This is a genomic window from Streptomyces sp. NPDC024687, assembly GCF_055559055.1.
This window is the reverse complement of record NZ_JBVHLJ010000005.1, coordinates 35,765-62,394: the sequence shown is the minus strand read 5'-3', so window position 1 is coordinate 62,394 and position 26,630 is coordinate 35,765. Positions and strand designations below refer to the sequence as shown.

The 26,630-nt window shown below is 72.0% G+C and carries 25 protein-coding genes, 2 tRNA genes, 1 other RNA gene and 1 pseudogene; 12 read left to right on the top strand and 17 right to left on the bottom strand.

Annotated elements, in window-relative coordinates; all coding sequences use genetic code 11:
• Positions 1 to 105: 105 nt before the first annotated feature.
• From ACZ39I_RS20400 to ACZ39I_RS20375, 6 genes are all read right to left on the bottom strand, one after another.
• On the bottom strand, positions 106 to 399 hold the full coding sequence (locus ACZ39I_RS20400; RefSeq protein WP_352391356.1) for a Dabb family protein: 294 nt from the start codon (positions 397 to 399) through the stop codon (positions 106 to 108).
• A gap of 20 nt (positions 400 to 419) precedes the next feature.
• Complete coding sequence (locus ACZ39I_RS20395; protein ID WP_352391355.1) at positions 420 to 596, bottom strand: hypothetical protein; 177 nt, start codon at positions 594 to 596, stop codon at positions 420 to 422.
• 123 nt (positions 597 to 719) lie between these two features.
• Positions 720 to 804, bottom strand: a tRNA-Ser gene (locus ACZ39I_RS20390).
• Positions 805 to 915: 111 nt separating this feature from the next.
• Entirely contained in the window at positions 916 to 1,341 is a 426-nt protein-coding gene (tadA, locus tag ACZ39I_RS20385) for a tRNA adenosine(34) deaminase TadA (protein ID WP_467245759.1), read from the bottom strand.
• 59 nt (positions 1,342 to 1,400) lie between these two features.
• On the bottom strand, positions 1,401 to 1,943 hold the full coding sequence (locus tag ACZ39I_RS20380; protein ID WP_467246250.1) for a tRNA adenosine deaminase-associated protein: 543 nt from the start codon (positions 1,941 to 1,943) through the stop codon (positions 1,401 to 1,403).
• Between the two features lie 291 nt (positions 1,944 to 2,234).
• Positions 2,235 to 2,417, bottom strand: coding sequence for a hypothetical protein (locus tag ACZ39I_RS20375; protein ID WP_007383124.1), 183 nt, complete (start codon positions 2,415 to 2,417; stop codon positions 2,235 to 2,237).
• A 96-nt stretch (positions 2,418 to 2,513) separates the two neighbouring features.
• Between ACZ39I_RS20375 and upp the strand changes: the two genes are divergently transcribed.
• On the top strand, positions 2,514 to 3,149 hold the full coding sequence (gene upp, locus ACZ39I_RS20370) for a uracil phosphoribosyltransferase (protein ID WP_467245758.1): 636 nt from the start codon (positions 2,514 to 2,516) through the stop codon (positions 3,147 to 3,149).
• Between the two features lie 317 nt (positions 3,150 to 3,466).
• Here the strand turns inward: upp and ACZ39I_RS20365 are convergent, their stop codons facing one another.
• Entirely contained in the window at positions 3,467 to 4,108 is a 642-nt protein-coding gene (locus ACZ39I_RS20365; RefSeq protein ID WP_467245757.1) for a LytR C-terminal domain-containing protein, read from the bottom strand.
• Positions 4,109 to 4,207: 99 nt separating this feature from the next.
• Positions 4,208 to 4,504 (bottom strand): type II toxin-antitoxin system VapB family antitoxin, encoded by a 297-nt coding sequence (locus tag ACZ39I_RS20360; RefSeq protein WP_003999914.1) that lies wholly within the window; start codon positions 4,502 to 4,504, stop codon positions 4,208 to 4,210.
• A gap of 170 nt (positions 4,505 to 4,674) precedes the next feature.
• On the opposite strand from ACZ39I_RS20360, the gene ACZ39I_RS20355 reads away from it, so the two are divergent.
• Positions 4,675 to 6,237: a helicase HerA-like domain-containing protein gene (locus ACZ39I_RS20355; RefSeq protein WP_467245756.1), complete on the top strand. Its 1,563-nt coding sequence runs from the start codon at positions 4,675 to 4,677 to the stop codon at positions 6,235 to 6,237.
• A gap of 190 nt (positions 6,238 to 6,427) precedes the next feature.
• On the opposite strand, the gene ACZ39I_RS20350 is transcribed toward ACZ39I_RS20355, so the two are convergent.
• From ACZ39I_RS20350 to ACZ39I_RS20335, 4 genes and pseudogenes are all read right to left on the bottom strand, one after another.
• Complete coding sequence (locus ACZ39I_RS20350; RefSeq protein ID WP_467245755.1) at positions 6,428 to 6,745, bottom strand: hypothetical protein; 318 nt, start codon at positions 6,743 to 6,745, stop codon at positions 6,428 to 6,430.
• Positions 6,746 to 7,518: 773 nt separating this feature from the next.
• A pseudogene (locus ACZ39I_RS20345) lies at positions 7,519 to 8,194 on the bottom strand (HdeD family acid-resistance protein).
• A gap of 58 nt (positions 8,195 to 8,252) precedes the next feature.
• The gene (locus tag ACZ39I_RS20340; RefSeq protein ID WP_467245754.1) at positions 8,253 to 8,849 is read right to left on the bottom strand and encodes an HhH-GPD-type base excision DNA repair protein; all 597 of its coding nucleotides are present in this window, start codon (positions 8,847 to 8,849) and stop codon (positions 8,253 to 8,255) included.
• Between the two features lie 33 nt (positions 8,850 to 8,882).
• A complete protein-coding gene (locus ACZ39I_RS20335) occupies positions 8,883 to 9,620 on the bottom strand; it encodes a siderophore-interacting protein (protein ID WP_467245753.1) in 738 nt (245 codons plus the stop codon).
• A 78-nt stretch (positions 9,621 to 9,698) separates the two neighbouring features.
• Here ACZ39I_RS20335 and ACZ39I_RS20330 point away from each other — a divergent pair, with 78 nt between their 5' ends.
• From ACZ39I_RS20330 to ACZ39I_RS20310, 5 genes are all read left to right on the top strand, one after another.
• Entirely contained in the window at positions 9,699 to 11,852 is a 2,154-nt protein-coding gene (locus ACZ39I_RS20330) for a penicillin acylase family protein (protein ID WP_467245752.1), read from the top strand.
• A gap of 8 nt (positions 11,853 to 11,860) precedes the next feature.
• Positions 11,861 to 12,472: a GNAT family N-acetyltransferase gene (locus ACZ39I_RS20325; RefSeq protein WP_467245751.1), complete on the top strand. Its 612-nt coding sequence runs from the start codon at positions 11,861 to 11,863 to the stop codon at positions 12,470 to 12,472.
• Positions 12,462 to 12,929 (top strand): cupin domain-containing protein, encoded by a 468-nt coding sequence (locus ACZ39I_RS20320; protein WP_467245750.1) that lies wholly within the window; start codon positions 12,462 to 12,464, stop codon positions 12,927 to 12,929. Before ACZ39I_RS20325 ends, ACZ39I_RS20320 begins: the two co-directional genes overlap by 11 nt.
• Positions 12,926 to 13,681, top strand: a complete 756-nt coding sequence (locus tag ACZ39I_RS20315) for an SDR family NAD(P)-dependent oxidoreductase (protein WP_467245749.1) — start codon at positions 12,926 to 12,928, stop codon at positions 13,679 to 13,681. The genes ACZ39I_RS20320 and ACZ39I_RS20315 overlap by 4 nt, the downstream gene beginning before the upstream one ends.
• A 123-nt stretch (positions 13,682 to 13,804) precedes the next feature.
• Positions 13,805 to 15,667, top strand: a complete 1,863-nt coding sequence (locus tag ACZ39I_RS20310) for a copper resistance CopC/CopD family protein (RefSeq protein ID WP_467245748.1) — start codon at positions 13,805 to 13,807, stop codon at positions 15,665 to 15,667.
• On the opposite strand, the gene ACZ39I_RS20305 is transcribed toward ACZ39I_RS20310, so the two are convergent.
• Positions 15,633 to 16,475, bottom strand: coding sequence for a DUF72 domain-containing protein (locus ACZ39I_RS20305; protein WP_467245747.1), 843 nt, complete (start codon positions 16,473 to 16,475; stop codon positions 15,633 to 15,635). The two genes, ACZ39I_RS20310 and ACZ39I_RS20305, sit on opposite strands and share 35 nt — an antisense overlap.
• 31 nt (positions 16,476 to 16,506) lie before the next feature.
• On the opposite strand from ACZ39I_RS20305, the gene ACZ39I_RS20300 reads away from it, so the two are divergent.
• Positions 16,507 to 17,286, top strand: a complete 780-nt coding sequence (locus ACZ39I_RS20300) for an SDR family NAD(P)-dependent oxidoreductase (RefSeq protein WP_467245745.1) — start codon at positions 16,507 to 16,509, stop codon at positions 17,284 to 17,286.
• Here the strand turns inward: ACZ39I_RS20300 and ACZ39I_RS20295 are convergent.
• The 4 genes from ACZ39I_RS20295 to ACZ39I_RS20280 form a co-directional block, all read right to left on the bottom strand.
• A complete protein-coding gene (locus tag ACZ39I_RS20295) occupies positions 17,240 to 17,626 on the bottom strand; it encodes a hypothetical protein (RefSeq protein WP_467245744.1) in 387 nt (128 codons plus the stop codon). The two genes, ACZ39I_RS20300 and ACZ39I_RS20295, sit on opposite strands and share 47 nt — an antisense overlap.
• A gap of 96 nt (positions 17,627 to 17,722) precedes the next feature.
• Entirely contained in the window at positions 17,723 to 19,144 is a 1,422-nt protein-coding gene (locus ACZ39I_RS20290) for an ATP-binding protein (RefSeq protein ID WP_467245743.1), read from the bottom strand.
• A gap of 288 nt (positions 19,145 to 19,432) precedes the next feature.
• Positions 19,433 to 19,780, bottom strand: a complete 348-nt coding sequence (locus ACZ39I_RS20285) for a hypothetical protein (RefSeq protein WP_467246249.1) — start codon at positions 19,778 to 19,780, stop codon at positions 19,433 to 19,435.
• 96 nt (positions 19,781 to 19,876) lie between these two features.
• Positions 19,877 to 19,964, bottom strand: a tRNA-Ser gene (locus ACZ39I_RS20280).
• A 72-nt stretch (positions 19,965 to 20,036) separates the two neighbouring features.
• Here ACZ39I_RS20280 and ffs point away from each other — a divergent pair.
• The 4 genes from ffs to ACZ39I_RS20260 all read left to right on the top strand — a co-directional run bounded on the left by ffs (position 20,037) and on the right by ACZ39I_RS20260 (position 26,494).
• An RNA gene (gene ffs, locus ACZ39I_RS20275) (signal recognition particle sRNA small type) lies at positions 20,037 to 20,135 on the top strand.
• 59 nt (positions 20,136 to 20,194) lie between these two features.
• On the top strand, positions 20,195 to 22,696 hold the full coding sequence (locus ACZ39I_RS20270; RefSeq protein ID WP_467245742.1) for a DNA polymerase III subunit gamma and tau: 2,502 nt from the start codon (positions 20,195 to 20,197) through the stop codon (positions 22,694 to 22,696).
• 108 nt (positions 22,697 to 22,804) lie between these two features.
• Positions 22,805 to 24,058, top strand: a complete 1,254-nt coding sequence (purD, locus tag ACZ39I_RS20265) for a phosphoribosylamine--glycine ligase (RefSeq protein ID WP_467245741.1) — start codon at positions 22,805 to 22,807, stop codon at positions 24,056 to 24,058.
• A 336-nt stretch (positions 24,059 to 24,394) separates the two neighbouring features.
• On the top strand, positions 24,395 to 26,494 hold the full coding sequence (locus tag ACZ39I_RS20260) for a M48 family metalloprotease (protein WP_467245740.1): 2,100 nt from the start codon (positions 24,395 to 24,397) through the stop codon (positions 26,492 to 26,494).
• Positions 26,495 to 26,630 lie beyond the last annotated feature (136 nt).

Genomic DNA, 26,630 nt, shown 5'->3' with positions numbered 1-26,630 from the left:
AAGCACCGCATAACGTTGGGTACGCCGTGTTGAGGGGCAAGTGGAGCTGGAAGACGCAGAAAAGCCTCCCGCCGTTGCCGGCAGGAGGCTTCCGAGCACTCGGGCTCAGTACGCGTAGTCCGCGATCACCCAGGTGGCGAACTCCTTCCACAGCGCCACGCCCGCCTGGTGCTCCGGGTGCTCGACGTACGTCCGCAGCGCGGCCGCGTCCTCGAACCCGGAGTTGATGGCGAAGTCGTAGGCGATGGGGCGGTCGCTGAGGTTCCAGCCCAGCTCCCAGAAGCGGATCTCGGGGATCTTGCCGTCCAGCGCGCGGAAGGCCTCGACGCCCGCGACGACACGAGGGTCGTCGCGCTCGACACCCTCGTTGAGCTTGAAGAGGACGAGATGGCGGATCATGGGCGCTCCCTCGAGTCTGTTCAGTGCGCCCCGTCGGCCAGCCAGGTGAAGAAGTCGCCCACGGCCTTGGCGGCGTCCGATATGCCCTGGAACCCTATCTGCACGTAGTCGGCGGCCTTGGCCGGGTCCGTGATGATCACGTACAGCACGAAGACCACGAGCAAATAGACGGCGATCTTCTTTCCGTTCACCGCCACCGCGGCCTCCCCCGCTACTGGTGCGTCTGTTCCTTCTGGGGCGCGAGTGTAACCGGGGTGATCAGTAACCGGGGTGATCAGTACGCACGAAGGGCCCCGTCTCTCGACGGGGCCCTTCTTCAGCGGTAGCGGAGGGATTTGAACCCTCGGTGACTTGCGCCACACTCGCTTTCGAGGCGAGCTCCTTCGGCCGCTCGGACACGCTACCGAGGGAGACCTTACAGCAAGGTGGGGCATGGTTTGAAATCGGTATCGGCGGCCCGGAGGCGGTCGATCGGTGGTCGGGGGGCGGTCCGTCAGCGGTCAGGCAGGCGGTCCGTCAGCGGTCGCGGAAGAACTCCGTGAGGAGCCCGGCGCACTCTTCGGCGAACACACCCTCGATGACCTCGGGCCGGTGGTTGAGGCGCCGGTCGCGGACGACGTCCCACAGGGAGCCGGCCGCGCCCGCCTTCTCGTCCCGGGCGCCGTAGACGACCCGGTCCACCCGGGACTGCACGATCGCGCCCGCGCACATCGTGCAGGGCTCCAGCGTGACCACGAGCGTGCAGCCGGTCAGCCGCCACTCGCCGAGCTCCGCCGCCGCCCGCCTGATCGCGAGGACCTCCGCGTGCGCGGTCGGGTCACCGACCGCCTCGCGTTCGTTGTGTCCGGCCGCGAGCACCGTCGTACCGTCCGGGGACAGGACGACGGCGCCCACCGGCACGTCCGCGCCCGCCCGGCCGGCCTCGGCCAGGGCGAGCCGCATCGCGGCCCGCCAGCGGTCGCGTACCGGGTCCGGGGTGCCGTCCTTCTCGGTTCCTGCGGTCAGCGGACGGTCTCCAGGACCTCCGAGGCGCCCAGGGCCTCGGCGATCGCGGTGAGGGCGTCCTCCGACAGGGCCTTCAGCTCCTTCACGCTGACGCCCAGGTCGTCGAGAACCTGGGGGTCGCCGACCGGGCCGTGCGGCACGGCCTCCCCGGAGCCGACCGCCTCGGCGGTGACGTCGTCGTCGTCCTCGTCCTCGTCCTCACCGTCCTCGGTGCCGTCGAGGTCGAGGGCGTCGAGGTCGGGGTCGTCGTCGGGCTCTCTTCCGAGCAGTTCGTCGGTGAGCAGGATCTCGCCGTACGAGCTGCGGGCAGCGGCGGCGGCGTCCGAGACGTAGATACGAGGGTCTTCCTCGCCGTCGATGCGGACGACGCCGAACCAGGCGTCCTCCTGTTCGATCAGGACGAGCACCGTGTCGTCCTCGGCCGCGGCTTCCCGGGCGAGGTCGGCCAGATCCGACAGCGTCTCCACATTGTCGAGGAGCTCTGTGTCGCTCGCTTCCCACCCGTCTTCGGTGCGCGCGAGCAGTGCGGCGAAGTACACCGTGACTCTCCCACTGGTCATAGGTGTGCCGGTTGGCGGTCCCCCCGGCGGAGGTTCGGGCGGGGAGAGCTCGGCTCCGAGCCCCACCCACTCGGAATCGTGGCAGAAACGAGGCGTTCAGGGGACGTCTTCGGCACCCTGTGTCCGGTGGTTTTGATCGCACGCGCGTCGGCACGTCGGTGAAGGACTCACCAGCGCACTCGTCGCCGCCACGAGCGGGATCGTACGCGGCTTTCCCAACCGCCCACACACGGCCACCTGTTCCGTGCGGCTCGCGTCCAGTGATCTTTCTTACCAGCGGAAGGTCCGCATGCGCATCGCGTGCCGCAGACGGGCCACTTTCGCCCGGCGCGGCTGCACTCGGTCACGCAGTTCCCGGGCTTCCGCGAGGTCGCGCAGAAACTGCGCGCGTCGGCGCCGGCGCTCGGCGTCGGTCTCCTGTGACGACGGTTCGTGCTCTGGCAGGTCAGGCATCGGTTCACCACCCCAGTCCGTCCCTCCCACGTTCCCCCGGTCGGGGGGTTTGACGCCAGCGCGAGGGCATGGATGGACCGGGCTACTGTTGTGGCCATGCGTCTCCACGTCGTCGACCACCCTCTGGTCGCCCACAAACTCACCACGCTGCGCGACCAGCGCACCGACTCCGCGACCTTCCGTCGTCTCGCCGACGAGCTGGTCACCCTGCTCGCCTACGAGGCCACGTGCGACGTGCGCACCGAGGCGGTCGACATCCGCACCCCGGTCGCCGCCACGACCGGTGTGAAGCTGTCGTATCCGCGTCCGCTGGTGGTGCCGATCCTCCGTGCCGGGCTCGGCATGCTGGACGGCATGGTCCGGCTGCTGCCGTCCGCCGAGGTGGGGTTCCTCGGCATGATCCGCAACGAGGAGACGCTGCAGGCCACCACCTATGCCGCGCGTATGCCGGAGGACCTGTCCGGGCGGCAGGTGTACATCCTCGACCCGATGCTCGCGACGGGTGGCACGCTGGTCGCCGCGATCCGTGAGCTGATCAAGCGGGGCGCGGACGATGTGACGGCGGTGGTGCTGCTGGCCGCCCCCGAAGGCGTGGAGATCATGGAGCGCGAGCTGGCGGGTACGCCGGTCACGGTGGTCACGGCCGCGGTCGACGACCACCTCAACGAGCACGGCTACATCGTCCCGGGCCTCGGCGACGCGGGCGACCGTCTGTACGGGTCGGCCGAGTAGGGGTTCCCTGCGGGTTCGGTGGGGGCGAGCGTTGTGCGCAGTTCCCCGCGCCCCTGAATGCCTGCGGCGGCCCGCTTGGCTCCGGGGCAGGGGGTGCCCCTCCTGGCGCGGGTGACTGCAACCCCCTGGGGGCGCGGGGAACTGCGCGACCGGCACCCACCGGCCGGTAGCCGCCCGACAACCTGACTCGGCACCCCCTTAGGCGCCCCGTCCAAGCCCAGCGCAGCGGCACCGCGGGGAACTGCGCGACCAGCCCCCACCGGCCCACACTCGCCCGACTACCTGACCCGGCACCCCCATAAGCGCCCTACGACACCTCAGCAGCTCTTCTTCGACGTCGTCGCCGACGGGTCGGGATGGGCCAGTGCTGCCATCGACTTGTCCGCCGTCGCCTTCGGTGTGAGGTTCTTGAAAGCCGTCCCGATGATCAGGTCGACCTCGGCGCCCTTGCGGGTGTCCGTGCGGGTCTCGGCGGAGGCCAGCTGCGCCGCGAGGACCGGCAGCGAGGTCTTGAGGGCGGAGGAGGGACCGAGCAGTACCCCCGTGCCCTTGACCTTCTTGTCGTAGGTCGCCGTCGCGTTGCCCACCTCGCCGATCTTGAAGCCCCGCTTCTTCAGCTCGTCCGCCGTCTTCTTGGCGAGCCCGCCGCGAGCCGTGGCGTTCAGGACGTTGACGGTGATCTGGCCCGGCTTGGGGAGAGGGGCCGCGGAGGGGGAGGGGGACGCGCCGGCCTTCGTCCTGCAGTTCGTCCCGGAGCCGGCCGCGGAGGCCCGGTCCCCGCCACCCGTGAACACGTCGATGAGCTGGAGCGTGCCCCAGCCGACCAGGCTCAGCGCGGCGACGGAGGCCACCACACCGAGCACGAGCCTGCCGCGCCGCCGGGGCCGACGCATCCGGGGGTACTTGTCGCCCGTGATCCGGTACTTACCGCCCATGCCGGGGGGCGTCAGCATGCTCATGGGCGCAGCGTAGTGCGCCGGGACGGCAATGCCTACTAGATGATCATTGACCACGGCGCAGGTGAACCCGAAAGGGTCAAACCGTTACAGCGTGGTCGCTCAGTCCAGCTCGAGCACGCGCGCGTGCAGCACCTGTCGCTGCTGGAGTGCCGCCCGCACCGCGCGGTGGAGACCGTCCTCCAGGTACAGGTCGCCCTGCCACTTCACGACGTGCGCGAACAGGTCGCCGTAGAACGTCGAGTCCTCGGCGAGCAGGGTTTCCAGGTCGAGTTGGCCCTTGGTCGTCACCAGCTGATCGAGGCGGACCGGGCGCGGTGCGACGTCCGCCCACTGCCGGGTGCTTTCCCGGCCGTGGTCGGGGTACGGCCGGCCGTTTCCGATGCGCTTGAAGATCACACGGAAAGCCTACCGGTCAAGACCTTCCGGGCGCAGCCATGGCGGCCGAGTGCGACGCTGGAAAAAAGTCGCGAAAAGGGGCGTAACGGGAGCAGGGGTTTGGTATGAGCGAGCGAAAGACCCCGCCGGAGGGTGTGACGGGAGCCGCCGCGGCAACCACCGACCGGTCCATGCCAAAGGCACAGTCCGGCCCCGCCGCGCTGCCCCAGCAGGCCCTGGAGATCGCCTCCGGCTATGCCTTCGCCGGGCCCGCGCTCGACCTCGGCGCACTGCTGTGGGACGGCGTCTGCCTGCCGGACGCGCAGGTCAGGATCCCTCTGCCGATGCTCAACCGGCACGGGCTCGTCGCCGGCGCCACCGGCACCGGCAAGACCAAGACGCTCCAGCTCATCGCCGAGCAGCTGTCGGCGCAGGGAGTGCCCGTCTTCCTCGCCGACATCAAGGGCGATGTGTCGGGGATCCGCGAGCCGGGCGCACGGAACGAGAAGGTGCAGGCCAGGGCCGCCGACGTGCATCAGCGGTGGGAGCCCACCGGGTTTCCCGCGGAGTTCTACGCCCTCGGCGGCATCGGGCACGGCATTCCGGTCCGGGCGACCGTCACCAGCTTCGGGCCGCTGCTCCTGTCCAAGGTGCTCCAGCTCAACCAGACCCAGGAGCAGTCCCTCGGCCTGATCTTCCACTACGCCGACCAGAAGGGGCTGGACCTGGTCGACCTGAAGGACCTGCGGGCCGTCGTCGCCTTTCTGACCTCCGACGAGGGCAGGAGCGAGCTGAAGGGCATCGGCGGGCTGAGCACGGCCACCGCGGGAGTGATCCTGCGCTCCCTCACCGCCTTCGAGGCGGAGGGCATGGCCGACTTCTTCGGGGAGCCCGAGTTCGACACCGGTGAGCTGCTGCGGGTCGCGGACGACGGGCGTGGGCTCGTGTCCGTGCTGGAGCTGGCCGCCGTACAGGACCGGCCGCGGCTCTTCTCGACCTTCCTGATGTGGCTGCTCGCCGATCTCTTCCACGATCTGCCGGAGGTCGGGGACGTCGACAAGCCGAAGCTCGTCTTCTTCTTCGACGAGGCGCATCTGCTCTTCAACGGGGCCTCTAAGGCGTTCCTCGACTCCCTCACGCAGACCGTCCGGCTGATTCGCTCGAAAGGAGTCGGCGTCTTCTTCGTCACGCAGACCGCGAAGGACGTACCCGCCGATGTCCTCGCCCAGCTCGGCAACCGGGTCCAGCACGCGCTGCGGGCTTTCACGCCGGACGACCAGAAGGCGTTGAAGGCGACCGTGAAGACCTTCCCGGACTCCGCGTACGACCTCGAGGAGCTGCTCACCGGCCTGGGGACGGGGGAGGCCGTGGTGACGGTGCTGAGCGAGAGGGGGGCTCCTACGCCCGTCGCCGCGACCCGCCTGCGCGCCCCCGAGTCCCTGATGGGTCCCCTCGACGCGGGTGCGCTGGACTCGGCGGTCAGGGCCTCCTCGCTGTACGGGCGTTACGCACAGGCTGTGGATAGGGAGTCGGCGTACGAGAGGCTCGACTCCCGCGGCGCCAAGGGCCCGGACGAGATGGTCCCGACAAAGGCCGCGCCGAAGGCCCCGCCTTCTGCACGGGAGAAGAACGCGTCCGTCGTCGAACAGGTCGTCGGCAGTGGCGTGTTCAAGTCGCTCGCGCGGTCGCTGGGCACGCAGATCGGGCGTGAGATCACCCGCTCCGTCTTCGGTACGGCCCGGAGGAGGCGGTAGCCCCGCCTCCTCCGGAGGTTCAGCCGCGCTTCTCCTGTCTCACCGGCGGCTGTTTCGTCGTGCTCTGCGGTTTCGGCGCACTGCGGGCGGCCTCCGCGCGCAGCAGGGCGCGCAGGACCGCGTAAGGGTCGACGGGCATGGCGGTGTTCCTCGCGTGAGTGCTGAACAGACCTGTCGGAAGCGGGCTCTGTCAGCAGCGCAGGACCACGGAACGCAGGGCGGGCAGGGCGTGCGGCGGTCGCGGGGCCGCCGGGAGGGGACGGTCCGCCGGCACCCCGGGGGCCGCCTCGGGCCAGGGAACCGGCCTCAGAGGTACGACCGCACGGTGGACGATCCTGGCCGGTGGCCGCAGGGCCGTGTCGAGGACGTCGTACTCGACGAGCTCCCCGGCCGGGACGGTCGGCATCGCCTGCGCCTGCAGATGTGCGCCGGGAACCAGCAGCGCGAGCAACAGCACGAGCGCCCGCAGCCAGTCGCGGCTGCGCGGGGGGCGTCGTACGGAACTCACACACCTCGTCTCCCCCTCCGGCACGCCCCCTTCATCACTTCGGCCAGGGGATTCACCCGGGTGCAGCAAGCGAGGGGGTGCCCCTGCCGGCGGCGCGGTGGTGGCGTGCCGAGAACGGTCGGGTGGCGCCCGCAGGGTCGTCCCGCGCGCGGGACGCCGATTCAGGCAGCTGAGGCCGTCCGGTGTGCGTCGGTCATCTCAGGCTGGGATCGGCCAGGCCGTGGCAATGCGGCTGCCGGGCCGGGGTGGTGGCTGAGCAGGCGGTGGTACCACCGGCCGGTAGCCGGCCGGTGCGCCCTGCTCGGGCGTGCGATCCACCCGGTCGTGGTGATGCGCCTGCGGGTGGGGTCGTGGGGCGGGGGCGGTGGTGTGTCTAGGGCATCGGCGTGGCTCCTGCCGGTTGCGTCCGGTGTGCGGCTCGCATCACTTCGCCCGTTGGTTCCGCCCGGCGGGGGCGGTGGTGTGTCGAGGGCGTCGGCGTGGCGCCTGCCGGTCGGCGTGGCGCTTGCCGGTCGCCGTCCCGTGTGCGGCTCGCATCACTTCGTCCCTCGGTTCGGCCCAGTCGTGGTGGTGCGCTGGCGGGTGGGGCGCCGGTGTGGCGCCTGCCGGTCGCTGTCCGGTGTGCGTCGGCATCACCTCGGCCATGGGATCGGCCCGGTCGTGCCGGTGGGCCCGCCTGTGGAGTAGGTCAAGGGCCGTCCCCGCCGGTCCTCGCGGCGTGCGTGTCGGGGGCCCGGGTCCCGCCCGTCCGCGGCAGGGGCCGGCCCGGCCCGTCACAGTGTGATCGGTACCTCGCGGGTCCGGGTGCGGATGCTGAGCGCGGTGATGATCTCCACGACTCCGACGACGGCCAGCCAGATGCCGCCGACCAGGGTGAGGACGGCCACCGACTCGAAGGGGGAGTCGATCAGCACGATCCCGGCGACGAAGGTGAGCACCCCCAGGAGGATGTGCCAGCCGCGGGCCGGCATGGAACGGTCGGACGCGGCGGCCAGGGTCTGGGTGATGCCGCGGATCAGCCAGCCGATCCCGATCCACAGGGCGAGCAGCAGGATCGACCGCATCGGGCCGCGCAGACAGAACAGGCCCAGGAGGATGGAGAGGGTGCCGCTGATGAACGCCAGGACGCGCAGGGCTGTCGTCCTGTGGGTGCCGAAGGCCGCGACGAGCTGGAAGACGCCGCTGATCAGGAGGTACACGCCGAAGAGGACACCGACGGCGAGCAGCGAGGCGTCGGGCCAGACCAGGACCAGGACGCCCAGGACCAGGGAGGCGATGCCGGTCAGCAGGACGACCTGCCAGGCCGCCCGGGAGAGGGCGTGCAGGGGGGCCCTCGAAGGGCGGTTCGGGCGCGTGCGGCGAAGTGCCCGGCGAGGCGCCCGGCGGGTGGCCCGCGTGGACCTTGCGGTCGTCGGAGCGATCGTCGGAGCGGTCGTCGAACTCGGTCATGGTCCATGCTGGGACCGCCGTGCACCGCGCGGTCACCCGGGGCGGGCCACCCGGCTGACTAGGACTTCTCGGCCGCCTTCGCCGCCTTCGCCGCCGCCTTCATCTCCTGCTTGTGCGCGCGGACCTTCGTCAGCGACTCGGGACCGGTGATGTCGGCGACGGACCGGAAGGACTTCGGCTCGCCGTACGCGCCCGCGGCCTCCCGCCAGCCCGTCGGCCGGACGCCCAGCTGCTTGCCCAGCAGCGCCAGGAAGATCTGCGCCTTCTGCTTCCCGAACCCCGGCAGTTCCTCCAGGCGGCGCAGCAGCTCACGGCCGTCGGCCACGCCCTTCCACACCAGCTCGGCCCGACCGTCGTAGTGCTCGACCAGGTACTGGCACAGCTGCTGGATCCGCTTGGCCATCGAGCCCGGGTAGCGGTGCACGGCCGGCTTCTCGGAGAGCAGCGCGACGAACGCCTCCGGGTCCTGCGCGGCGATGTCGTGCGCGTCGAGGTCGCTCGCGCCGAGCCGGTCCGCGATGGTGCGGGGGCCCTTGAACGCCCACTCCATCGGAACCTGCTGGTCCAGCAGCATCCCGACCAGCGCGGCGAGCGGTGAGCGGCCGAGGAGTTCGTCGGCCTCGGGGTCCTGGGCGAGGTGAAGGGTGACGTCCATGTCCCCGATCATGCCCCCGCCGGCAGCGCGCCTCTACCGGGAGCCGGCCGGCAGCTCCCGCCAGTAGCCGAGCGCGTGCACCCGCTGCTTCGGCACGCCCAGCTCCTTGCGGACGTACGACGACAGGGTCCGGGTCGTCGCCGTGTCGCAGGCGATCCAGACGTACGCGTCCGGGTGGTTCTCCAGGAGGCTGGGCAGGTCCGCCTTCGCCTGGGAGACCAGGTGGGCCCCGGAATCGAGGCGCAGCACCCGGCGGACCTCGTGGCGGGACGGGTCGGTGCGGAAGGGGAGGCCCTCGTCGCCGCCTTCGAACCAGACGGTCGCGGGGCAGGAGTCCAGGGCGCCGAGGAGGGAGTTGAGGGCGGGCAGGGAGGCCGGGTCGCCGAAGGCGAAGACGTGCGTGGGCTCGGGGTCGGGGCGGTCGAAGCCGGTGCCGTGGACGGTGGCCTCGACGGTGTCGCCGGGCTTCGCGGCGCGGGCCCAGTCGCTGGCGACGCCGTCGTGAAGAGCGAACTCCAGCGTGAAGGTGCCCGCCGCGGGGTCCGGGTCGACCAGGGTGTAGGCGCGCTGGTGCGGCTTGCCCGCCGCGGCGAACCACAGGCGGACCCACATCGTCGGGTGGACGCCGGTGGCCGCCAGCATCCCGCCGTCGGTGAGATGCACCCGCCGGTACGCGTCGGTGACGTCCTCGGCGCCGGTCACGGTGAACACGAAGTCCTTCGCGCGCAGCAGCCGCAGGACCGCTCCCTCCCAGCCGTGCCCCTGCCCCATGGTCTTTGCACCCTTCGCGTACGATTCCCCCACCAAGACAACTTAGGTTAGCCTAACTTAAAGAGAAGCGGGTTGAGGGTGAGCATCGAGATCTACCGCGACGCCTGGGGGATCCCCCATCTCCGCGCGGGCAGCGCGCGTGAACTCGCCCGCGCCCAGGGGCAGGTCACCGCCCGCGACCGTGCCTGGCAGCTGGAGGTCGAACGGCATCGCGCGCAGGGCACCTCGGCCGCCTTCCTCGGTGCCGGGGCCCTGTCCTGGGACACCCTCGCGAGACGGGCCCGCCTGGACGACACGGCGAGACGCTGCTTCGGGGCCCTGGAGAGACGGGACCCGGAGACGGCCGACTGGGTGCGGGCGTACGTCGACGGCGTGAACGAGGAGCTGCCGGGCGCCTCCGTCCCCGAGTTCGCCCGTGTCGGCCTCGCCCCCGGGCGGTGGGAGCCGTGGACCCCGCTCGGCGTCTGGCTCGCCACCCACATCCTCTTCGCCGGCTTCCCCGCCAAGCTCTGGCGGGACCAGGCGATACGGCACCTGGGCCCGGACGCGGTCGGTCTCTTCGCCGCCGACGGCCCGGGAACCTCCGGCAGCAACGGCTGGCTGGTCGCCGGCGCCCGCACCACCACCGGGCATGCCGTCCTCGCGGGCGACCCCCACCGGTACATCGAGGACCCCGGTGTCTACCAGCAGATCCACCTGGCCTGCCCCGAGTTCGACGTCATCGGTCTCGCCGTCCCCGGCGTTCCCGGCATCGCCCACTTCGGCCACACCGGCACGGTCGCCTGGTCCATCACCAACGCCATGGCCGACTACCAGGACCTGTACCGGGAGCGACTGCGCCGCACGGGGGCCGGGGTGGAGGCCCTCGGCCCGGACGGCGTCTGGCACCGTGCCACCCGGCACACCGAGACGGTCGAGGTGGCGGGCGAGTCCCCGGTCGAGATCGAGGTGATCGAGACCGGGCGGGGACCGGTGATCGCGGGGGGCCCGGAAGGGCTGGACGGGGTAGTGCCGGAAGGGCTGGACGGGGAGGTGCCGGAGGGGGAGCTGCCGGGCTTCCCCGGCACGCCCGTGGCCCTCTCCCTCCGCTACCCGCCCCGGGTCACCGAGGATCTCGGCTTCAGCGCCCTGCTCCCCCTGCTCCGGGCCCGCCGCACCGCCGACGTGGACCGGGCGTTCGACCTGTGGGCCGAGCCCGTGAACGTCGTCCAGGCAGCCGACACCGAGGGCGGACTGCTGCACCGGGTCGCCGGAAGGGTCCCCGTGCGTGCGGAGGCCAACCGGCTGCACCCCGTCCCCGCCTGGGAGCCCGGCCACGACTGGCAGGGTTGGCACGACACCCCCCGCGCCGGTCTCACCGACGGCATCGCAGTGATGGCCAACCAGCGCGGCCCCGCCACCCCGCTCGGCGTCGAGTTCGCCCCGCCCCACCGGGCGAACCGCATCACCGCCCTGCTGGCGGAGAAGGAGCGGTGGTCGGCCGCCGACATGCCCCTGATCCACATGGACACCCATCTCGGCTCGGCACAGCCCCTGCTGGACCACATCGAGGCTCTCGACGGCCTGAGCCCCGAGGCCATGACCGCGAGGGAAACGATTCTCCGCTGGGATCGCCGCATGACCGCGAACAGCACGGAGGCCGCCCTGTACGCCGCCGTACGCGGCGCGGTCGTACGACGGCTCGCCGCGCACCCCGCGTTCGCGGCCCTGGCGGACCCGCCCGCCTACCCCGACGTCCTCCTCCCCTGGCTCGGTCTCGTCCCGCGTATCGCCTTCGCGCTCGAACACCTCCTGCGCGCCGAGGAGTTGTACGGCATCGACCGGGCCGGAATCGTGCGGGCCGCCGTGGAGGAAGTGGCCGCCGAGCCGCTGCCGGGCACTTGGGGCGACACCCATCGCCTCGCCGCCTGGCAGGCACTCCCCGAGAGCGACAGCGACAGCGACAGCCACAGTGACGGGGACGCCGCCGCGCTGGCCCCCGCCCTCTCCGGCGACCACGACTGCGTGCTGTGCACCTCGGCGGTCCCCGGGCTCACCGACCTCGCCGCGCGCGGCCCGGCCGCGCGTTACGTCTGGGACCTGGCCCGCCGCGAGGACAGCCTCTGGGTGGTCCCGCTCGGCGCGTCCGGTGTCCCCGGCTCAGCGCATCACCGTGACCAACTCCCCTTGTGGCTCAAAGGGGATCTCGTCCCGGTCGTCACCGACCGGCAGCACCTGACGAAGGAAGACTGAGGAGAGCGATGTCCGACATCCCCACCCGTGAGGCGGTCCACACCCAGCGCGTGGACGGCTTCGGCACCGTGCGCATCCTGCGGCTCGACCCGCACGCCGACGCGGCGACCGTGCACGCCTGGGTGCGCGAGGAGCGCGCCGCGTTCTGGGGCATGAACGGCCTCTCGCAAGAGCAAGTGGCCGAGGTCTACGCCCATGTGGACACCCTCGACACCCACCATGCGTATCTCCTGGAGAGGGACGGCGAACCGGTCGGGCTCCTGCAGACCTACGAGCCCGAGGCCGACCGGGTCAGCGAGTGCTACGAGGTCCGCCCGGGCGACATCGGCGTCCACCTGCTGCTCGCGCCCGCCACGTCGGGGGGCACCCGGACCGGCTGGTCGTCGGCGCTGCTGGGTGCCGTCGCCTCGTACGTGCTGCTGGGCCTGGACCGGCGGCGGGTCGTGGTCGATCCGGACGTGCGCAACGAGAAGGCGATCGCCCGTTTCCTGAAGCAGGGGTTCGTGGCCGGAGACATGGTCGTGCTGCCGGAGATCGACATCCCTGATGTGCATCTGCCGGAGAAGCACGCCCAACTGGCCTTCCTGACAAGGGAGGTAGCCTTTCCGGGTGACGCCTGACGACCTCGTCGCCCACTACAGCCTGGAACCGATCCCCCGTGAGGGCGGGCTGTTCCGGCAGACCTGGGCGGGGCAGGAGCGCGCCGACGGAAGGCCCCACGGCACGGCGATCGTCGCCCTGCTGACCTCGGACGACTACTCCGCCCTGCACCGCCTGCCCAGCGACGAGATCTGGCACCACTACCTCGGCGACCCTCTGGACCTCCTGCTCCTGGCCCCGGACGGCACGGCGACCACCGCCGTCCTGGGCCCCGACATACGCGACGGCCAGCACCCCCAGCTGACCGTGCCCGCGGGCACCTGGATGGGGGCCCGCACCCGCGGCGCGTGGACCTTCTTCGGCTGCACCATGGCCCCCGGCTTCACCTACGAGGACTACGAGCACGGCGACCCGGCCGAACTGACGGCGCGTTACCCGTCCGAGGCCGAGCGGATCGCGGGACTGTGCCGCCCATGAGACTCCTGGAGGGCCAGGTCGCCCTGGTCACGGGCGCCGGCGGTGGCATCGGGCGGGGCATCGCGCTGCGGTTCGCCGAGCAGGGCGCGGTCGCGGTCGCGGTCCATTTCCGGACGGCGGCTTCGGCGGCCCGTGAAGTGGCGGCCCGGATCGAGGACTTCGGCGCCCGGGCCGTCGTACTGGAAGCGGATCTGCGGGACGAGGACGCGTGCCACCGGCTGGTCCGGGAGGCGGCGGAATGGGGCGGGGGACTGACCGCCCTGGTCAACAACGCGGGTGTGCAGCCCACGCGGCCGCTGCCCGGGATGACGGCCGTGCAGTGGCGGGCCGTCGTGGACACCAACCTCACCGGCGTCTTCGCGTGTACGCAGGCGGCGGCCGAGGTCATGGGGCCGGGCGGATCCGTGACCCACATCGCGTCCATCGAGGCGAGCCACCCCGCTCCCGGGCACGCCCCCTACTCCGCCTCCAAGGCCGCCGTCGTGATGCACGCGCGGTCGGCGGCCCTGGAGTACGGCCCGCACGGCATCCGCGTGAACACGGTCTCGCCCGGGCTGATCGACCGGGACGGGCTGGCGGAGGCCTGGCCGGAGGGGGTGGAGCGGTGGGTGCGGAAGGCGCCCCTGGGCAGGCTCGGGCGCCCCGAGGACGTGGCCGACGCGTGCGTGTTCCTCGCCTCCCCGCTCGCGTCCTGGGTCACCGGGCACGACCTGGTGGTGGACGGCGGGGTGTCCGCCCGGCCGACGTGGTGAGCGCTCGGCGGTCCGCGTCCGTACATGTCGGGAAGACCGCGAGCCCAGGTACGGAGTAGTGACGTGAGGTGTGAGCGTGCAGGCAGCAGCGCAGGCCGGCGAAGGCGAGGACTTCAAGGGCTGGTGCTGCTGGGCGCCGTGCTGGTCCTGCTCCTCTTCGGCGGTGCCGGGGCCGCGTCGGCCCACGCGGCCCTCAGGGCCACGGACCCCGAGGACGGAAGCGTCCTCAAGTCCGCCCCCCGTGACATCACCCTGACCTTCACCGAGTCGGTCGGTCTGCTCGACGACTCCTTCCGGGTGCTGGACCCGGACGGCAAGCGCCTGAAGACCGGTGACGCCGGACACGGCGCGGGCGGCTCGGACACGGCCCGTGTCTCCCTGCCCGCGAAACTCGCCCAGGGCACCTACACGGTGGCGTGGCGGGTGGTCTCGGCCGACAGCCACCCGGTGTCCGGCGCCTTCACCTTCTCGGTCGGCAAGCCCTCCCCGGCCACCGTGTTCGTGAACACCGGCCCGACCGAGAACCCGGCCACGGAGAGCCTCTTCAACATGGGCCGCTACCTGGCCTACCTCGCCGTGGCCCTGCTCATCGGCACCGCCGTCTTCCTCACCGCCTGCCGCCCCCCGGAGCCGTCCACGCTGCGCCGGCTCCTGTGGGCGGGCTGGGGCACCCTGCTCGGCTCGACCGTGTTCCTGCTGGTGCTGCGGGCGCCGTACGAGTCCGGGGCGGGCCCGACGTCCGCGTTCTCACTGAAGGCCTTCGAACGCACCCTGACCACCCGCCCCGGCGAGGCCCTGCTCATCCGCCTGGCGCTGCTGCTCATCGGGTACTTCTTCGTCGTACGACTGCTGCGGCTCGGCGAGTCGAGGCTGCCCCGCGCATGGCAGGCGGTGGGCGGCGCGCTCGCCGTGGGTCTCGCGCTGACCTGGGCCGCCGCCGAACACGCGTCCGCCGGGATCCAGGTCCCGGTGGCGATGACGTCCGCGGTGCTGCACGTGCTGGCGATGGCCGTCTGGCTGGGCGGTCTCGCGGCCCTGCTCACCACGCTGTACCGGGCCTCGTCACACGTCCCGGCCGTCGTCGTCGCCCGTTTCTCGCGGCTGGCCTTCGCCTCCGTGACCGTCCTCGTCGGCACCGGCGTCTACCAGTCCTGGCGCGGCCTCGGCTCCTGGAGCGCGATCACCGGCACGACGTACGGCCACCTGCTCGTCCTCAAGCTCCTCGCGGTGACGCTGCTGCTGGCGGCGGCACGGCTGTCGCGACGGTGGACGGGACGGCTGATGACGATCACGACCGAGCGGGAGCGGGAGCCGGAGGCGGAGGCGTTCGTACGGGAAAGGGTGCCGGAGCGGGTGGGGGGTTCGTCGAGCACCGCGGAGGCGGTGACGGACGGGGCCCCGGCCGGCGTGGAGTCGGCGTGGGTGGACGGGCCGCCGTCGGTCTCGGCACCGGGCCCCGTCAGCCCAGGCCCGGCCACACCCGTGGCGCCGGCCGCACCGGCCTACCGGCACGGACTGCGTCGTTCCGTGCTCGCCGAAGTGGCCGTCGGGGTCGTGGTCCTGGTGCTGAGCACCGTGCTGAGCGGCACGCTGCCCGGGCGGGCGCAGGCCGAGGCGGCCGAGGCGGGACCGGCCGAGGGCGGACTGCCCGCCGCGTCCCTGACCAATGTCCCCTTCGCGGTGGGCGGCGCCACGGGCAAGGTGCAGATCACCCTCGACCCGGGCCGCACCGGCGAAAACTCGGTCCAGGCCATCGTCTACGCGGCCGACGGCGGCCTCGCCACCGTCCCCGAACTGCGGCTGTCGTTCACCCTCCCGGCCAAGGAGATCGGCCCGATCGACGCCGGCCTGAAGAACATGGGCGGCTACTGGGGCACGAACGACCTCACCCTCCCCCTCGCGGGCGACTGGCGGATGAAGGCGACGATCAGGGTCTCCGACGTCGACCAGATCAGCGTGACGAAGACGGTGAGGATCGTGCGCTGAGCAGGTCCGCCATGGTCTCGGCGGCGTGCACGGCGGCCGCTCCGCAGCAGTTGTTGAACAGGACGTGGAGCTCGTCGGACCGCTCGGCCAGTGCGCGCAACCGCGGTACCCACTCGGCGAGTTCGGCGCGCGTGTAGTCGTACCGGAAACGCTCCTCCTTGCTACCGCGGCCCCAGGAGGAGCTGCGCCCGTGGAAGCGCACCACGGACAGCCGGGGCGCGGTGACGGGGGTGACCGGCGGCAGGGAAGCGGGCAGTCCCTGGCGCATGTCCACGGCCACGGCGGCGAAGTCGTACTTGCCGAGCAGCGCGCAGGTGAAGTCCTGCTGCCCCTCCTCCCACCAGGACGGATGCCGGAACTCCACATGGACGGGCCACCCGGCGGTCCGTTCCGCGGTCTCCTCCAGGAACCGCTCCGCCCGCGCCCCTGGCCGCAGCCACGGCGGGAACTGGAACAGCACCCCGCCGAGCCGTCCGGCCTCCCGCAACGGCTCGATCCCGGCGGCGAACCGCGCCCACACCTCGTCCAGGGGGACGTCCACGAGGGCGGTCTGCTTCGCCGGATGCCCGGTGAGCGAGGCGTACGCCTTCACGTCGAACACGAACCCGGCGGGCGTACGCTCCGCCCACAGACGGCTGTTGCGCTCGCTGGGCAGGGCGTAGAACGTGCCGTCCACCTCCACCACCGGTAACCGCTCGGCGTAGTACCGCAACCGCCCCTCGGCGTCCCGCCGCCCCGGCGGGTACCAGCCGCTGCGGACGAGCGCGGGATCGGTCCAGGAGCACGTGCCGACGAGAATGCGGGTCATGGGGGACCGGGTACCGCCTTAGGGTGCGGCCATGACTTCCCAGGCGTATCTCTCCCAACTCTTCTCGCTGGACGGCCGGGTGGCACTGGTGACGGGCGGGAGCTCGGGCATCGGCAGGGCGATCGCGGGGGCGTTGGCGCGGGCGGGGGCGAGCGTGGTGATCGTCGCCCGCAGGGAGTCCGAACTGACCTCGACGGTCGAGGAGTTGCGGTCCGACGGCTGCCGGGCGGCCTGGGTGAGCGGCGACTTGAGCACGAGGGAGGGTGTCCGTACGGCGGCGGAGGCAGCGGCCGCGCTGTTCGGTGAACCGGACATCCTGGTCAACTCCGCGGGAATCAACCTGCGTCCACCGATGACCGAGCTCACCGACGACGTGTGGGACACCACCATGGCGGTCAACCTGGAGGCCCCCTACCTCCTGGGCCAGCGCTTCGGCCCCGGCATGGCCGAGCGCGGCTTCGGCCGGATCATCCACATCACGTCCCAACAGGCGCACCGCGCCTTCGTCAGCAGCGGCGCCTACGGCGTCTCCAAGGGCGGCCTGGAGTCCCTGGCCCGCTCCCAGGCCGAGGCCTGGTCCCCGCACGGCGTCACCTGCAACACCCTCGTTCCCGGCTTCGTCCTGACCCCCCTCAACTCCCGCCTCGCCGACGACCCGGAACAGGTCGCGTCCCTGGCCGCCCGCACGATGACCGGCCGCAACGGCGTCCCGGAGGACTTCGCGGGCGCGGCGGTGTTCCTGGCGAGCCGGGCCTCGGCCTATGTCACGGGTCAGTCGATCTTTGTGGACGGTGGGTTGTCGGTGCACTGAGCCGGGCGGGCCTTGGGGGCCCAGGTGTCATCCGGCGGAGCAGAGACCGTCCGTCGGGGCAGAACATGGCCCACACCGAGTTGTAGCCGGACCGCACGGTCAGGGAGGCCGGATCGGGTCCTTGGTTGAGGCCGGAGCCCGGGTCGGGCTTGGCGGTGAAGGTGACGGTCGTACCGACCGGGAAGCGCGCTTCGCACGGACCGGTCGAGTTCACCGGGGGTGGCTCCTCGCTGTACGGGTCGTAGGCCGTGGTGTGGCAGCTGATCCCGGCCGGGTTGCTGGTGACCGTGCCACCGCCCCAGCCGTCGATCCACGCGTACAGCGTGCTCTGCTGGGTCACCGTGGGGGTCAGGGCCCCGGCCGGGGCGGCGGTGGCGAGTCCGGCCGCGGCGGCGAGCGCGGCGGCGGCTAGGACGACAGGGATTTCGGCAACTGCTTATGCTCTGCGCCAGGCACTGAGCAGTTCCTCGGGGCCGTACGCCGCCTGGAGCCCTGAACAGCTCACTCCGTTGCGGGAGACCGCCACGAGCGGCACGGGCTCGTCGGTGACCGCCGCCCGGTGCTTCTGCAGCGCGGCAAGGTCGTGGCTGTCGAACGTGGAGTTCTCGAGCCACTTGACCGAGCCGAGGAAGAGCAACTCCTTGGCCACCGGCTGCCGGTCGGCACCCACCAGGTCGATTTCGACGTCGTTGCTGCGGGTCCAGTACGCGCCGATCGCCGGGGCGGCGGGCAGGACCGCGTCCGGCAGGAGGCGGGCGAGGGATTCCCGGACGAGGGGTTCGATCGCGCGCCCACGCCAGCTTGTCCACCGCTCCTTGATCCGGCTCAGTGTGAGATCCCCTCGCATTCGCTCGATCTCCGCCATGTGGGGATCGAGAAACGCGAGCCAGAAGCGCAGGTAAGGGTCGGCCACTCGGTAGCGACGTTCCTTCGACGGTCGTAGGGCAAGCGGTAGCTCGGCGGCTACCACCCGTTTCTCCGTCAGGACCTCCGTGGCTCGGGTCAGCGTGGTGTGGGCGATGCCGCCGGCCGCGCGTGCGATGTTGGTGAAGGTCCGCTCTCCGGATCCGATGGCCCGCAGGACCTCCCGGCTCATCGCCTGCGGTGGGAACTCCGCGGCCAGCGAACGCTCGGCGGAGACCAGGAGCGCCGAGATCGGATTGTCCAGCGAGTCGCGGAGGAACTCCCAGACGTCCGCTCCGGGCCGCCATTCCGCACAGATCAGCGGGAGCCCGCCTGTGACCAGGGCGGCGTCGAAGGCGGCTGCCGGCTCGAGCCCGAGCATCTCACCGATGTCGGCAGGGTTCAGCGGCCCCAGGACCATTTCCCGGCCCCGCTGGTGGAAGGGGCGGTCGTAGCTGTTCAGCCTCTCCATCATCGACAGATCGGAGCCGACCAGGAGAAGGAGTACGGGCTTGCGGCTGAGCAGGCGATCCCACGCCCGCTGGAGCATGCCCTCGAAGGCGTCGATGCGGTCCATGAGATACGGAACCTCGTCGATGACGACCACACTGGGGCTGTCGTCGGGCAGAACCTCGGCCAGCAGCCTGAACGCCGCGTTCCACTGGTCGGGGGTCTCCTCCGAGAACAACCCCCGCTCCGGCAGGGTGGATCTGAGGACGGCGTCGAGCAGTTCCGTCAGTTCGTCCTCCGCGGTACCGCCCGCCGCGGTGAAGAAGAGGTTCGGGGCCTCGGTGCGCCGGAGGAACTCCTCGATGAGACTGGACTTGCCGACCCGTCGCCGTCCGCGCAGAAGGATGCACTGCCCTGGCTTCGGCGACCCGACGGCATCCTGAACCGCCTGGAAGGCGTTTCGAAGAACCCCCAGCTCCCGGTCCCGCCCGATGAAACGACGCATATCGATGCCCCCGCAGAAGATAGTATCGATAGAGATACTATCGCTGCCGTTACCATCCTGCGACGGTTCTCTCAGGTGTCGGCAGGCTTCCAGGTAGGACGGGCCGAGTACGAGGCGGCCGATGCGTCTCGGTTTGCTCGCTCAACTTCCAAGGAAGCCAGCCCGTTCACCACTCCCGACACAGCCTGAAACGCGGCATCACCGCGGCGACCGCCGCCGCCACCCTCGCGGGCGGGCTCGCCGCCTGCGGGCGGTGACAGCGGCGCCGTCGGCTTCACGCGGTGACGCTCAGAGCGTGGGCGGCTCTTCTGCCCGCTCGGCGAGGAACTCATCGAGCAGCGCGAAGAGAACCGTGATGACACGCTCTTCCTGCTCCGGTGAGAGCTGCCAGTGATCCCACTTTTCATCGGGGAGGGCGATGTGGCGGACCAGACCCATCCAAGCGTGTTGGCATTCCCGGCCGCGCCTGGCCACCAGCCAGTCCCGCCAGCCGTCGAGTCCGGGTCCGCCGTGCCGCCGAGCGTGGGCGTCGTAGCCGATCAAGAAGCTTTCCACGCGGGCGAGTGTGGCCTGACCCACGAAGGTCTCGGGGCCCTCGGACACGAAGGCCCAGTACTCACGCTCACTCATGTCCATGAGGCTCACCCCCGCATCCTTGCGCACGAGACGGACAACGACGAAGGGCCCCACCGCGAACGGTGGGGCCCTTCGACATCGTGCCCGGTGAGGCACTGGCGGAGGATACGAGATTCGAACTCGTGAGGGGTTGCCCCCAACACGCTTTCCAAGCGTGCGCCCTAGGCCTCTAGGCGAATCCTCCGCGGCAAACAATACAAGACGTTGAGGAGTGCTCGCGAACTCGTTCCCACCCCCTGCCATCGGGTACTGTTTGGGCAGCCCCTCACGCGGCGCTATCTGACTGAACTCCCCCAGGGCCGGAAGGCAGCAAGGGTAGGTTGGCTCTGGCGGGTGCGTGGGGGGCGTTCGCGTTCCTGGACGGAGTGCCCGCGCGGGGTCGGGTTGTCAGTGGTCGCCTATAACCTCGTAAGCGTGTCGTCTCTCGCGTTGTACCGCCGCTATCGCCCGGAGTCCTTCGCCGAGGTCATCGGGCAGGAGCATGTCACCGACCCGCTGCAGCAGGCGCTGCGGAACAACCGGGTCAATCACGCGTACCTGTTCAGCGGTCCGCGCGGCTGCGGCAAGACGACCAGCGCGCGCATCCTCGCCCGGTGCCTGAACTGCGAGCAGGGGCCCACACCCACGCCCTGCGGCACGTGCCAGTCCTGCCAGGACCTGGCCAGGAACGGCCCGGGTTCCATCGACGTCATCGAGATCGACGCCGCCTCCCACGGTGGCGTGGACGACGCCCGTGAGCTGCGCGAGAAGGCCTTCTTCGGGCCCGCGAGCAGCCGGTACAAGATCTACATCATCGACGAGGCCCACATGGTCACGTCGGCCGGGTTCAACGCGCTGCTGAAGGTCGTCGAGGAGCCCCCGGAGCACCTCAAGTTCATCTTCGCCACCACCGAGCCCGAGAAGGTCATCGGGACGATCCGGTCGCGGACCCACCACTACCCCTTCCGGCTCGTACCGCCCGGCACCCTGCGGGAATACCTCGGCCAGGTGTGCGGCAAGGAGAACATCCCCGTCGAGGAAGGTGTCCTGCCCCTCGTCGTCCGGGCCGGCCAGGGCTCCGTGCGTGACTCCATGTCCGTCATGGACCAGCTGCTCGCCGGTGCGCGGGAGGAGGGTGTGACGTATGCCATGGCCACCTCCCTCCTCGGCTACACCGACGGCTCCCTCCTGGACTCCGTCGTCGAGGCCTTCGCCACCGGTGACGGCGCCGCCGCCTTCGAGGTCGTCGACCGTGTCATCGAGGGTGGCAACGACCCGCGCCGTTTCGTCGCCGACCTGCTGGAGCGGCTGCGGGACCTGGTCATCCTCGCCGCCGTCCCGGATGCCGCCGAGAAGGGGCTCATCGACGCGCCCGCCGACGTCATCGAGCGCATGCAGGCCCAGGCCGGCACCTTCGGCGCGGCGGAGCTCAGCCGCGCCGCCGACCTCGTCAACGAAGGCCTGACGGAGATGCGCGGCGCCAACTCGCCCCGCCTCCAGCTGGAACTCATCTGCGCGCGCGTGCTGCTCCCCGCGTCCTACGGGGACGAGCGCTCGGTCATGGCCCGCCTCGACCGCATCGAGCGGGGCGTGAACTTCTCGGCCGGCGGCGGCGCCCCCGCGATGGGATACGTACCGGGGCCGGGGCCGGAGGTGCACGGGGGAGCCGCCCCCGGCCACTCGGCGGCCGCCGTCCCGCCATCGGCTCCGGCTGCGACTCCGTCTGCGGTTCCGGTTCCGCCGGGTAGCGGTCCGGCCGCGGCCAGGGCGGCGGTCCGGGCTTCCGGCGCGGGTACGCCCGGCGGCCCAGGGCCCGGCAGCGGCAACGACAGCAGCGGCACCCAGGGCGGTGGCGCACAGGGCGGCGGCACTCCCGGCGCAGCCGGTGGCTCGGGCGGCTTCCCCGGCGCTACGGCCGACCCGGCGTCCTTCGCCGCAGCGGCCGCCCCCGCCGGTCCGCCCTCGGGCCCGTCCGCCGGTCAGGCGCACGGCTCACCCGCGGGCCAGGCCCCTGGTGCTCCCGCCGGTCCACCGCCCGGCCCGTCCCCCGCCGCCGCCCACCCGGACCAGCCACACTCCGACCAACCCCACTCGACCCACCAGCAACCGTCCGCCACGGCCCCCGCCCCCGGCGCCTGGCCCACCGCCGCCCCCCTCGGCGGCGGACGGCGTCCCGGCGGCTGGCCCACCCCGGCTGCGACCGGCGGCGGCCAGCCCCAGGCGCCCGCGGCACACCGGCCCGCGGCGGTCCCGGCGCCCGCCCAGCCCGCCCCCGCGGCCTCCGCACCCGGTCCGGCCTCCTACGCCCCGCCGGCCGGTGGCCTCGACCCCCGCCAGCTCTGGCCCAACATCCTGGAAGCGGTCAAGAACCGCCGCCGCTTCACCTGGATCCTGCTCAGCCAGAACGCCCAGGTGGCCGGCTTCGACGGCACCACCCTCCAGCTCGGCTTCGTCAACGTCGGCGCCCGCGACAACTTCGCGAGCAGCGGCAGCGAGGAGGTGCTGCGCCAGGCACTCTCCGAGCAGTTCAGCGTCCAGTGGAAGATCGAGGCCGTCGTCGACCCCTCGGGCGGCGGCGCGGCACCCCCGGCATCCGGCGGCTTCAACGGCAGCGGTGGCGGCGGTGGCTACGGCGGAGGCGGCAACACCGGCGGCTACGGCACCGGAAACACGGGAGGCTACGGCGCCCCGGCCCCCCAGGCCCCGCCGTCGTCCCCCCAGCCGACGTCCGGCCAGGCGGCCCAGCCCAGACAGACGCCCGCCCCCACCCAGGCCCCCTCCCCACAGCGGTCCGCGCCGGAACCCCCGCCGGTCTCCATCGAGGACGACATCCCCGAGGACGACGACCCCGACCTCAACGAGTCGGCACTCTCGGGCCGCGAACTGATCGTGCGGGAGCTCGGGGCGACCGTGGTGGAGGAGATCACGAACGAGTAGGGGGCGGCGGAGGAGCGGGCAAGAGGGCCCGCACCTTGGAGGAACCTACGGCTCCTCTCCCTCCGCCCCTTGGGAAGCCCGCACAAAAACCCCGTTAGGCTGAGCCCCGTGAAGGTCCTCGTCATCGGTAACGGCGCCCGCGAACACGCCCTGTGCCGCTCCCTGTCCCTCGACCCCGACGTCAGCGCACTGCACTGCGCACCCGGCAATGCCGGTATCGCCGAGGTCGCCGAGCTGCACCCGGTCGACGCCCTCGACGGCGGGGCGGTGGCCGCGCTCGCCCAGCGACTCGGCGCCGACCTGGTCGTCGTAGGCCCGGAGGCCCCGCTCGTCGCGGGGGTCGCCGACGCCGTGCGCGAGGTGGGCATCCCGGTCTTCGGCCCGTCCGGGGAGGCCGCGCAGCTCGAGGGCTCCAAGGCCTTCGCCAAGGACGTCATGGCCGCGGCCGGAGTCCCGACCGCCCGCTCCTACGTCTGCACGACCCCCGAGGAGGTCGCCGAGGCCCTCGACGCCTTCGGTGCCCCCTACGTCGTCAAGGACGACGGTCTCGCCGCGGGCAAGGGCGTCGTCGTGACCGGCGACATCGAGGCCGCCACGGCCCATGCGAACGCCTGCGACCGCGTCGTCATCGAGGAGTTCCTCGACGGCCCCGAGGTCTCCCTCTTCGCCATCACCGACGGCGACACCGTCCTCCCGCTGCAGCCCGCGCAGGACTTCAAGCGCGCCCTCGACGGCGACGAGGGCCCGAACACCGGCGGCATGGGCGCGTACTCCCCGCTGCCCTGGGCCGACCCGAAGCTGGTGGACGAGGTCATGCAGACGGTTCTGCAGCCGACCGTCGACGAGATGCGCCGCCGCGGCACCCCCTTCTCCGGGCTGCTGTACGCCGGTCTCGCGATCACCTCCCGGGGCGTGCGGGTCATCGAGTTCAACGCCCGCTTCGGCGACCCCGAGACCCAGGTCGTGCTGAACCGCCTCAAGACCCCGCTGGCCGGTGTCCTGCTCGCCGCCGCGAGCGGCAACCTCGAGGACCTGCCGCCCCTGCGCTGGAGCGAGGACGCCGCGGTCACCGTGGTCGTCGCCTCCCACAACTACCCGGCCACCCCGCGCACCGGCGACCCGATCACCGGCCTCGACGAGGTGGCCGAGCAGGACGCCCCGCACGCGTACGTCCTGCACGCCGGCACCAGGCGGGACGGCGACGCCGTCGTCAGCGCCGGCGGCCGCGTGCTGTCGGTCACGGCGTCCGGCAAGGACCTCACCGAGGCCCGCGAGCGCGCCTACCGGGCCGTGGGCCGTATCCGCCTCGACGGTTCCCAGCACCGGACGGACATCGCGGCGAAGGCGGCGTCCGAAGCCTGAGAAGCCCGGAGTCCGGGGCGAAACTCCCCGAAACTCCTGTCCTGAAACCCCTGTCCCGAAGCCGCTCCGAACAACCCGACCGGCCCCGGATCCGTCTAAGGATTCGGGGCCTGATCTTTGCTGTACGTCATCCACCTTTCCCCAAAGCCATTCCATCGAGTGACCGGGGCGCTATACGGCTGACGGGGGCCCGGAGCCCAACTAGGGTGCGGCGCAAGCGTTCCGGCACTTGGCCCACCGGCATTGCGATGTCAGTGGCGGGTGCCACAGTGGGGGAGTGAGCAACACCAGGAAAGCTGGGCATTCAGGACGGCAGGGAGGGGGTGAGGTCCGGTCATGACCGGTATCGGTGTGGAGGCGGGCGCGCAGGCCGCGCGCTCCTGGGCCCTTGCCGTGCTGCGGATCCGCAGCCGTGCGCTGGCCGTGGCACTGCTGCCCGCGGCGGTGGCCGTGGTGCTGCTCGCCGGAGGTTCCACCAGCCATCTCGTGGGCGGGTTCTGGGACACCGCCCGGCTGGTCATGAGCGTTCTCGGGGCCGTGGTGCTGCTCGCCGCCGGGGCCGTCGCCCTGGTCATCGCCCGCGCCCGCCCCGCGGTCAGCCCGACCGTCGCGATCGCCGAGGAGTCCGCGCCCGATCTGTACCGCATGGTGCGCGACCTCGCCGACCGCCTGGACGTCCCCGCCCCCTCCGCCATAGCGCTCACCCCGGACTGCGACAGCTGGCTCGAGGACCGCACCCACCCTGCGCACGGCCCGCCCCCGCAGGAGGGCCGGGAGGACGAGATCGCGGGCGTCCGCGGCTCCCACCGCCGGGTCCCGGCCGCACCGGTGCTGGTCATCGGCTCGCCGTTCCTGTGGTGGATGCGCGTCGGCGAACTGCGCGCGGTCCTCGCCCCGGTCGTCGCCGGTACGGGCCCCTCGGCCCACCCCGACATAGCGGCGGCCCGCCGTTTCGTACGGGGTCTGGACGCGGCGGTGGCCGTCGGCTCCGTACCCGGCCGCTGTCCGCTGACCCGGGTGATGTGCGCGGGCGTCGCCTGGGTGGCCCGCCTGCTCCTGCGCAGTTGCCGGGAGCACGCGACCCAGATGGAGCGCGGGGTCGCTGCGGCGGCCGCCGAGCGTGCACAGGCTGTGGACTACGGCCTCAGGATCGTGGCCCAGGAGCAGGTCGGCCTGGCCTACGCGGGCTGGGACCGGCTGCTGACCCGGGTCGCGCTCCCCGCCTGGCGGATGGGGCGCTGGCCCTCCCGCCTGGACGCGGGCGTGGTGGCCGCCCTCACCGAACTGTCACGCCGCGACCGCCTGGCCGAGGGTTTCGCCTCCCGCCTCGGTGAGCGTCCCGCCTGCGACCTGCTCGAAGAGCCCGGCACGATCGACGAGGCCGCCTCCCTGCTCGCCGCCCGTCTCTTCCACGGCGGCCCCGCGGAGACCGGCCCGGACTGGTCGCCGGTGGACTGGCAGGAGTACCCGGAAGAGGTGGTGGACCGAAAGTGGCGCCTCGACGCGGCCCGCCTCCACCGAGTCCTCGACGCCCAGGGTGTACGCCGCCCCGCGGGAACCCCACCGGAATCCGACGCCCCCACCCTCTCCCGAGTCCTGTCCCACCTGTCCTCCTCTCCGCCGACGGGCCCCGCAGCGCAGCCAGGTTCGGGTCCGCTGTCCGGGTCCACCGACTCGGTGTCACGGTCCGCGGCGACTGATGGGCCCGCCGGTACGGCGTCACCCTCCACGGCAGCCGACAGGCCGGCCGACCCGGCGGCACGCCCCTCGGCCGCCCACCCGGCACCCACCGACCCGCACGCCGAGGCCTCCGCCACCGCCGAGCCCGTACCGACTCCGCCGTCCGACGACACGGCGACGGACGGCGCACGGACCGCCGCGGCCGACCGCGACGCGGCACCGCCCGCGCCCACACCGCCCCAGGCGCCCGCGACCACCGATCCCGCCCCGGCCCCGCCGTACCCCTCCGCAGACGCTCCGGACACCCCGGACGCCCCCACAACTGCCGCCGGCGAGCTCACCCCCCACGCTTCACCGCCACCCCACGACGAACCCCTCGCCGAGCTCCTCGCCGCAGCCCTCACCGCCGAGCTCGCCCGTGAGGAAGCCGCCACCCCCACGGCCCGTACCGCTCCCGACGCCACCCCCTGGGACGACACCGCGCTGCCCCTGTTCCCGCTCCAGCCCCCGCGCAGCGCCCGAGAACTGCTCACCGATCACGTCACCGCGATGATCTGTTGCGCCGCGATCGACACCGCCGGTGCCACCCCGGGCCTGGACTGGCTCGACGGCCCGTCGCTCCTCATCAACGGCGAACGCGCCGCTGACCTCGCCCCCCGCGTCCTGAGCCTCGTGGAGGACGGCGACCCGGGCCCGCTGCGTGCCTGGCTGGTCAAGTCGGGGATACGCCCCGAGAAGCCCGTCCGCCTCGTCTGACGACGACGGAACAGGCGGAACCCCCGCTTCCACTTTCGGCCAATTCGCAACGAACAGTGACAGTTCAAGTGCGGAATGTGATGTGCTGGGACCGGTCGCGCACATGGCAAGGGCTCGCGCCATAGGACAGGTGCAC